Origin of the sequence: Psychrobacter sp. FME5 (assembly GCF_014861375.1) — a bacterium.
GTDB lineage: Bacteria > Pseudomonadota > Gammaproteobacteria > Pseudomonadales > Moraxellaceae > Psychrobacter.
The window spans coordinates 1-9,345 of record NZ_RRYX01000112.1; the positions used below are offsets into that span (position 1 = coordinate 1).

The following is a 9,345-nucleotide window of genomic DNA, read 5'->3' on the forward strand; positions in this document are numbered from 1 at the left end:
TGTTCTTTGAGTATCCGAAAGATATCAGAAAAGCCATCTATACCACCAATGCTATTGAGTCTTTAAACAGCGTGATTCGGACAGCGGTGAATAAGCGTAAGGTGTTCCCGTCTGATCAGGCAGCGTTTAAAGTGGTATATCTAGCAACACAGCAGGCATCCAAAAAGTGGTCGATGCCTATCCGTAACTGGACGTCTGCTCTTAATCGCTTTATGATTATGTTTGATGAACGTATCAGCAGGCATTTAATCTAAACGGCAGTTACACAGAATTCGGGATGGGCTCAAATATAAACGCACACTTTTAAAGGTGTGCGTTTATATTTTCTAATTCAGATACCATAAATGATATTTGCAGCTAACCCAATTTACTCACCTTCTGTTTTTGCTATTTAATGACTATACAACACCTAATAACACTTATTTTTAGAATTTTTTGCAATGTGATATCAATTACAACCACTAAACTTACCAACAGAAAACACGATATATAACAATAAAATGATGGCTTAATATGTGCTATCCTCACTAAATTTATAGACTATTGTAATTATAAACAATGTTTTAGAGGCAATTGCTGCTTTCTTCAGTGAGCAAAATTTATAATCAAGCAAGCTCGCATTTACACCCATTGCGACTGGCTATTTATCGTTACTTGTCACTGTCATTTTTTTAGCATCAGTATCTTACTTATATCTATTTTATTATTACCCATACTTATATGGTCATTACTATCCGTATTTATAGAGAGCTATCATGAGCGATGTTGAAGAAACCAACCCGAAGCCATCTGCTGAATCTGAGCTACCACCATATCGCCAATCCAATACGCCAGCGAATAAACCCGCGTCAAAGTTTCCGCTGTGGCTGCTACCAGTATTGGCAATTGTGCTGGTTATCGGTGTTTTGGTTGGAAAATATTGGGGCGGTAATAAAGCCGCGAATAATGAGTTCCCAGCTTCTACCGCTGCACAAAGTGATGGTACGGATGCCAATAATGCCAATGATCAACAAGCCGTACTATCGGTCGAAACTGTGATGCCAAACCAAGAAAATATTGGCAATACGCTCAGTGCAGACGGTACGATTAGTGCCAAAGACATCGCCAACGTCAGCGCTAAAGTCAATAACGTGGCGATTGAGCGCATATTAGTGGAAGAAGGTCAGCGCGTTAAAGCCGGCCAAGTATTGGCAGTATTTGATACCGATGCGATGGAGCAGCAGGTTTTGCAGGCAGAAGCGGATGTTGCAGAAGCGGAAGCCACGCTTGCCAATGCTACTGCCGATGCCGCCCGTGTATTGCCACTTATCGATATTGATGCCATTAGTAAGCAAGAAGCCGACCGTTATCGTACCTCTAAATTGCAAGCGCAAGCTTCATTACAAGCGTCTAAAGCGCGGCTGAGCACGCAGCGCTTGAGTGTTAATAATGCCAAAGTGGTCGCACCCGTCAGCGGTGTCATCAGTGAAAAAATGGCCGAAGTAGGTATGGTTGCTGGTGGAGAGCCGTTATTTACCATTATCAAAGGTGGTATTTTAGAGTGGCGCGCGGATATCGATCCTAAACTCATTGGTGAGGTGAATGTCGGTACGGAAGTGCGTGTGGGTTTACCGGGAGGCGACTCTGTGATGGGGCAGGTCAGCCGCATTGCTCCAACTGCAGATGACAACCGCCAAATTACGATCTACGCCAGCCTTGCTGCTAACTCAAAAGTTCGGGCAGGCATGTATCAAACGGGTGAGTTTTTATTGGGTAGTACCAATGCCCAAACTATACCCAATAGCGCTATCGTTAGCAATGATGGCTATGATTATGTGATGTTAGTCACCAATATCAGTACCAAAAACGGACAAGACATAGGGCGTATCAAACAACAACGCGTGACCTTGGGTGAGCGCTTTGGCGATAGTGTGGCGGTGACAGAGCCCCTGCCAGCTGAGAGTCGACTTGTAAAGCAAGGCGGTAGTTTTTTAAACGATGGGGACTTGGTGCGTATCGTTGATGGTCTGAATAAAAAGAACAATCAGGCCAATAGTATTGCAAATAAAGACATGGCTAGTAACCAAATAGTTAATAAAGAAGCAACTGGTAAAGAAGCCAATGCCGCTGCCACGCAGGCGCGCTCATGAATTTAAATGTCTCATCTTATTCGATTAAAAATCCTTTAGTCGCCATATTGCTGTTTGTGCTCCTGACCTTGGGTGGCATTTATGGCTTTATGAAAATGAAGGTACAGCAGTTTCCTGATATCGACCTACCAGCCGTGGTGGTCACGGTCACTTTACCGGGCGCTGCTCCCTCACAGCTTGAAAATGATATTGCAAAAAAGATAGAAAATAAGCTCACCAGTATTGAGGGCGTCAAGCATATTCGCTCAACGCTGCAGACTGGGGCGGCGACTATGGTCACCGAGTTTGTCTTAGAAAAAGACATCCAAGAAGCAGTCGACGATGTTCGTTCGGCCGTGGGTGAGGTGCGTGGTGATTTGCCCGCTGCGGCCAATGACCCGATCATTACCAAAGTTTCAACCGCAGGATTTCCCGTCGTTACCTACTCTGTCGCGGCTGAAAATATGAATGTGGAGGACTTATCTTGGTTCGTTGACGATACCGTCACCAAGCGTTTGTCTGACATTCCAGGCGTCAGTACGGTCGGCCGTATCGGCGGTCTACAGCGCGAGATTACCGTGGCGGCTGACCCTATCGCTCTGAGTGGCTTAAAATTTTCTATTGCCCAGTTATCAGAGCAAATCACAGGCATCCAGCAAGACAGCTCGGGCGGTGAGGCGGAAGTGGGTAAAACGACTCAGACCATCCGTGTCCTTGGTGCTGTTGAGCGCGCCAGTGAGCTGAATGATTTGCAAGTCGCCGTTCCTACCGGTGGCACGCAAGCGCTTGGGCGAATGGCGCAAATCACTGATGGCGCTGCTGACCCAAGCTCGATTGCTAAGCTTGATGGGCAGACAGTGGTGGCATTTAATATTACCCGCTCGCGTGGTGCCAGTGAAGTCGAAGTGATGAAGCTGGTTGATGCTGAGCTTGCCAAGCTGACAGCAGATGTGGGCAATATCAATATCGAAAAAGTCTATGATCGAGCCACACCAATCGCTGAAGATTATCAGTCTTCATTACGCATGCTCATTGAAGGTGGTATTTTAGCCGTTATAGTGGTTTTTCTCTTCTTGCGCAATATACGCGCGACTTTTGTGGCTGCGGTGGCACTGCCACTATCGGTTATTCCTACATTTTTGGGCATGTATTTATTTGGCTTTAGCCTCAATATTATTTCCTTATTAGCACTGTCATTGGTCATTGGGGTTTTAGTTGATGATGCTATCGTCGAGGTTGAGAACATCATTCGCCATCTGCGTATGGGTAAGACGCCTTATGAGGCGGCGATGGAAGCGGCTGACGAGATTGGCTTGGCAGTAGTTGCCACGACCTTTACCTTGATTGCTGTATTTTTACCCACGGCCTTTATGGGCGGTATCGTTGGGCAGTTCTTCCGCCAGTTTGGCTGGACGGCTGCTTTGTCAATTTTTGCGTCGTTAATGGTGGCGCGTCTTATCACGCCGATGATGGCAGCTTATATACTACGACCAGAAAAAAAGCATGTCGAAAAACAAAGTGCATTGATGGACTGGTATCTTAAGGTGGTCTCGTGGACGTTGCATTATCGTTGGATTACGATGGGCGCTACCTTGTTATTGTTTGTAGCGTCGTTGGCTTTAGTAAAGCTCCTGCCAACTTCTTTTATTCCTGATAATGATATAGACCAAACACGGGTGGAGATTGAACTGACACCTGATGTGGCGCTTGAAGACACCGAGCGCGTTGCCGCACTGGCAAGCGAGCGTATATTGGCCATGCCTGAAGTGACGCATATCTTTACGTCAGTAGGCGAGGCTCAAGAATCTATGGGTCCTAGTTCTGGCTCAGGTAGTGGCAAAACTGAAAATATCGCTGGTCTGGATGTGGTACTCGCGCCAAGGGCGGAGCGCGGATCTAAGCAAGAGATTGAGCGAAAAATTAGTAATATGTTGGCAGAAGTACCTGGCGCACGCTTTACGGTCGGTCTATCGAGTGGCGGTGAGACGGGATATAACTTTTCTATGACCAGTACCAACCCGCAGTTACTCGAACAGACTGCCCAGAAAATCATGTCAGAGATTCGAGCGTTACCAAGCGCTGGTTCAGTGACCAGTGACCGGAGTCTGCCACGTCAAGAGCTAACGGTAACGCCAGATAGATTGGCAATGGCGGATAAAGGCGTGACCACCCAAGATATCGCGACGACATTACGTGTGGCTACCGTTGGTGACTATGAGCAGCGTTTATCCAAGCTCAATTTGGATACACGGCAGATTCCTATCGTCATTCGCCTGCCAGATATTGCCAAACAAAACGTCAGTCAATTAGAGGGTCTATATGTACCCAGTGCGTTACCAGCAGGACAGGGCGTACGTGTGGGCGAGGTCGCTACGCTAAACTTTGGTACAGGGCCGGCGCAAATCAGTCGACTTGATCGTGAGCGGGCGATTAGTATCACCGTTCAGCCTGCCAATGGCGAACTTGGTGACTTGGTACAGGCGGTCAAAGCAGTGCCTAGTATGCAAAAACTGCCAGCCTCTATTACCATTATCGATCAAGGGCAAGCAGAAAATATGGCCGAGCTTTTTAGTGGCTTTGTGATAGCGATGTCAATCGGTGTGGTCTGTATTTTGGGTGTGCTTATCTTATTGTTTGGGCGTATCTTGCAGCCATTCACCATTCTCATGGCCTTGCCATTATCTATTGGCGGTGCCTTTGTCGGCCTAGTGATTACCAATAGTAGTCTGTCTATGCCGTCGATGATTGGGTTTATTATGCTCATGGGTATTGCCACCAAAAACTCTATTTTATTGGTTGATTATGCATTGATTGCCCAGCGTCGTGGCTTGGCGCGTTTTGACGCCATTATTGATTCTTGCCGTAAGCGCGCGCGTCCTATTATTATGACCACCATTGCTATGGGCGCGGGCATGTTGCCACTGGTATTTGGATGGGGGGATGCCGATCCGACATTCCGTCGACCGATGGCGGCAGCAGTATTGGGCGGCTTGGTGACCTCTACTTTATTGAGCCTTGTGGTGATTCCTGTGGTCTATACCTTGATGGATGATGTGTCAGGGTGGTTTGCGAAATGGCTCATTCCAAGCGGTAAAGAGCAATCGGCTTCTGATAAGTAAGCTTAAATACCATAATTAGGTATCATAAAAGGTTAAAATGGCTATTCAAGTGAGAGTAGCAAAGTAATAAAAATAGCGACTAAACATAAAAAGGGCTAAGACTTATTATAGTGAGTTTTAGCCTTTTTTATGGGCAGTTATTTACTACGATTAGATATAGGAAAGGCGTTTTTTGTCACCACTTTCAAAGTGAGGACACGCCCTAGATCAACAGTAAAATTTTATGCTATTCCATTCTATTTTATACAATAAAATTATAACCATGAATTTTACTCATCTTTGGTTTAAATTACATCGTTTTTATTCATGTCATGGTTGGGTTATGATTTACTCCATACACAAATTTTGTTTTATCTCAGTTCACGAGATTAGATTAAGGGTGCGGATTACCATGAGTAAAGAATTCAGCTATTCTATTAAAAGTATTCGTTTTGATGAAAACTATCATCCTGCAGACAGTACGCGTCTGACCACCAACTTTGCGAATTTGGCTCGTGGCGAGCATCGTCAAGACAACTTACGCAAAACGTTAAGAATGATAAATAATCGTTTTAACGCGTTGGCGCATTGGGATAATCCGACAGCGGACCGTTATTCTGTTGACGTTGATATTATTTCTGCAGACATGGATATCGAAGGCAATGGTGATGCATTCCCTGTTATCGAGACGTTGAAAACAACGATTGTGGACCATAAAGAGAACACTCGTATTGACGGTATGATCGGCAACAGTTTCTCATCTTATGTACGCGATTATGACTTTAGCGTCGTACTGCTAGAACATTTTGATAAAAATCCAGGAACGCCACCGCCAGAGGACTTTGGCGACTTACATGGCAAACTGTTTCAATATTTATTGAACTCAGAGGCCTATCAAGCCAATTTTAATAAAAAACCGGTAATTTGCCTCAGTGTTTCCACCAGTAAAACCTATCATCGTACTGCCACTCAGCATCCTGTATTGGGGGTTGAGTATCAACAAGATGACTATTCGTTAACCGATGATTATTTCCACAAAATGGGCTTAACCGTTCGCTATTTTATGCCTGCAGGTAGTGCTGCACCTTTAGCGTTTTATTTTGCGGGTGACTTGCTGAGTGATTACACCGACCTTGAGCTAATCAGTGCGATTGCTACTATGGAAACGTTCCAAAAGATTTATCGCCCTGAAATTTATAATGCCAACTCTACCGCAGGTCAAGTCTACCAACCGAGTTTGAAATACCAAGATTATTCACTGACTCAAATAGTATATGACCGTGAAGAGCGCAGCAAAATGGCAGTGACGCAAGGCAAATTCACAGAAGAACAATTCATCAAGCCGTATCAAGACATTCTTGAACAATGGGCTGCAAACTATTCTGTAAAAAAACCTGCCGTTAAAAAACGCGCCGCCTAACTGGTCTAAATATAAAACCCTGAAATTTAGCCCCAATATACAATCAAAATATAAAAAGTGAATAAACATGACATTACTATTACCAACCTCAACCGCTGGCAGCTTACCGAAACCTTCTTGGCTGGCAGAACCTGAGAAAATTTGGTCCCCTTGGGCATTAGAAGGTAAGCAATTGATTGAAGCCAAACAAGATGCTTTGCGCGTAACACTGCAAGAACAAGCACAGGCAGGAATTGATATTGTCAGTGATGGCGAGCAGACCCGTCAGCATTTTGTCACCACCTTCATTGAACATCTCGATGGCGTCGATTTTAAGCAGCGTGAAACGGTCAAAATTCGTGATCGCTATGAGGCGAGTGTGCCGACAGTCGTGGGCGCGGTGAGCCGTACAAAGTCTGTATTTGTTGATGATGCCAAGTTTTTACGGGCGCAAACCGATCAGCCGATCAAATGGGCGCTACCCGGCCCAATGACTATGATTGATACGCTGTATGACAATCATTACAAAAGCCGTGAAGAGTTGGCGTGGGAATTTGCCAAGATTCTTAATCAAGAAGCGCGTGAATTAGAGGCGGCTGGCGTGGACATTATCCAATTCGATGAGCCGGCCTTTAACGTGTTCTTCGATGACGTCAACGATTGGGGCGTGGCTACACTAGAGCGCGCTATCGAAGGGCTAAAATGCGAGACGGCGGTACATATCTGTTATGGTTATGGCATCAAAGCCAACAATGATTGGAAAAAGACCTTGGGTTCAGAGTGGCGCCAGTATGAAAAAGCCTTTCCTAAATTGCAGCAGTCAAGCATCGATATTATCTCGTTAGAGTGCCAAAACTCGCATGTACCGATGGATTTGATTGAATTGATTCGTGGTAAAAAAGTGATGATTGGTGCCATTGACGTGGCAACTGATACCATTGAGACCGCCGAGGAAGTAGCCAATACCCTACGCAAAGCGCTGCAATTTGTCGATGCCGACAAGCTTTATCCGTCGACCAACTGTGGTATGGCGCCCTTGTCTCGCTCCGTTGCACGCGGTAAGCTGGAAGCGCTAAGTGCAGGCGCAGCCATTGTTCGTCAAGAGCTGACTGCTTAAACGCGGCCAATAGACAGGCTATAACTAATTTTAAGAGGCAGATAATGATTGAAGCAACTGACTTTAGAGACGCTATGTCTTTGTTAACGACCGCCGTTAATGTTATTACCACAAAAGGTAGCTCTGGTGCTCATGGGTTTACGGCATCGGCGGTATGTAGCGTCACAGACACACCGCCCACTTTGTTGGTCTGCATGAATCAGACGTCGCGCTCACATGCCCATTTTATTGATAATAAAATGTTAAGTGTCAATGTGTTGGGTGCACAGCACGAGCAAATATCCAATGCCTTTGCCTCTAAATTGTGCTCTGATGAGCGCTTTGAGCAAGGCACTTGGACTGAGCTGGCAACAGGTGCGCCTGTCTTAGAAGATGCATTGGTCAGTTTTGATTGTGAGATTGAAGACATTCAGCAAGTGGGCACCCATAGTGTCTTTATGTGCCGAGTGGTCGCTATCAAACAAGCTGAGCAACAGGGCGGGACTGATGAAAGTTTGGTTTATTTTAATCGCTCTTACCATCAAGTTGGTCAAGTGGAGCTCGTTTAAGTTATGAAAAGCGTTAAAAAATTGTACCGCAATTTTAGCTTTGCAAGGGAAGTTCTTTAAATAGAATTTCCGTATACTATGACACTTACCAAGTTTTAAAGTTGAACTGAGCTTATCATCTAACAAAAATTATCCTTTAACCGAGAAGCAACTATCCCGTGGAATTAATCATTTTTTTAATCATAGGCGCTCTAGCAGGATTTGCTGCAGGGCTTTTTGGTGTGGGCGGTGGAACCATCATCGTACCACTGTTATTTATCGTCTTTACCCAAATGGATTACAGTCCTGATAATATTATGCATCTGGCTCTAGGTACTTCACTGGCGACCATTATTGTCACCTCTATTAGCTCGTTGATGGCACACAATAAAAAGGGTGCCGTCATGTGGCCTGTCTTTAAAAACCTGGCACCAGGCTTAGCGATTGGCTGTTTTTTAGGCGCAGGCATTGCAGGACAGATATCTGGACTGTATCTTCAGCTCATTGTGGGTGTGTTTTTGCTGTGGGTCGCCTATAAAATGTTTTTTGGTGGCAAAAAACAGGCCGCTAATCAGGCTAATGACGTCAGTAATGCCAACTATGCTAATACAGAGTTGCCTTCAAAGCCTAAGCAATTAGCGGCAGGTGGAGTTATCGGTATCGCTTCTGCCATTTTTGGTATCGGCGGCGGCAGTTTAACGGTGCCTTATCTCACGCGTTATGGGGTAGTCATGCAAAAGGCAGTTGGCACATCAGCCGCGTGTGGGCTGCCCATTGCTATTGCCGGTGCTTTGGGCTTTATGTTTTTTGGGATGCAGCAGCAAATTAGTGTTCCCAATACGATTGGCTTTGTGCACATTTATGCCTTTTTAGGGATTAGCATCATGAGTTTTTTCACCGCTAAGCTAGGTGCGAAAGTCGCTCATATACTATCACCACAGCTATTAAAAAAATGTTTTGCGCTGTTATTGACCGTTGTGGGGTGTTATTTTCTTTATAAAGGGCTAGGGGCTGTATAGAATTCAAATCAGCGGCAGCCAGATAAAGACACAAGCGAGAATTACGGCAGCCTCATAGCTGGCTTTAAGCTTATCAT

General features: G+C 45.2%; 7 protein-coding genes. All 7 read left to right on the plus strand.

What is annotated here, in order from left to right; translation table 11 throughout:
* Positions 1-254: transposase (locus EI161_RS11975; RefSeq protein ID WP_192529653.1), on the plus strand; the 254-nt coding region annotated here is incomplete at its 5' end.
* A gap of 501 nt (positions 255-755) precedes the next feature.
* A complete protein-coding gene (locus EI161_RS11980) occupies positions 756-2,129 on the plus strand; it encodes an efflux RND transporter periplasmic adaptor subunit (protein WP_192523865.1) in 1,374 nt (457 codons plus the stop codon).
* Positions 2,126-5,227 carry an efflux RND transporter permease subunit gene (locus tag EI161_RS11985; RefSeq protein ID WP_192523864.1) on the plus strand — a complete coding sequence of 1,034 codons (3,102 nt, stop codon included), beginning with the start codon at positions 2,126-2,128 and terminating at the stop codon, positions 5,225-5,227. The genes EI161_RS11980 and EI161_RS11985 overlap by 4 nt, the downstream gene beginning before the upstream one ends.
* 391 nt (positions 5,228-5,618) lie before the next feature.
* Entirely contained in the window at positions 5,619-6,626 is a 1,008-nt protein-coding gene (locus EI161_RS11990; protein WP_192523863.1) for a DUF1852 domain-containing protein, read from the plus strand.
* 67 nt (positions 6,627-6,693) lie between these two features.
* Positions 6,694-7,722 (plus strand): methionine synthase, encoded by a 1,029-nt coding sequence (locus EI161_RS11995; RefSeq protein ID WP_192523862.1) that lies wholly within the window; start codon positions 6,694-6,696, stop codon positions 7,720-7,722.
* 44 nt (positions 7,723-7,766) lie between these two features.
* Positions 7,767-8,270: a flavin reductase gene (locus EI161_RS12000; protein WP_192523861.1), complete on the plus strand. Its 504-nt coding sequence runs from the start codon at positions 7,767-7,769 to the stop codon at positions 8,268-8,270.
* Between the two features lie 158 nt (positions 8,271-8,428).
* Positions 8,429-9,268, plus strand: coding sequence for a sulfite exporter TauE/SafE family protein (locus EI161_RS12005; protein ID WP_192529654.1), 840 nt, complete (start codon positions 8,429-8,431; stop codon positions 9,266-9,268).
* Positions 9,269-9,345: the final 77 nt, after the last annotated feature.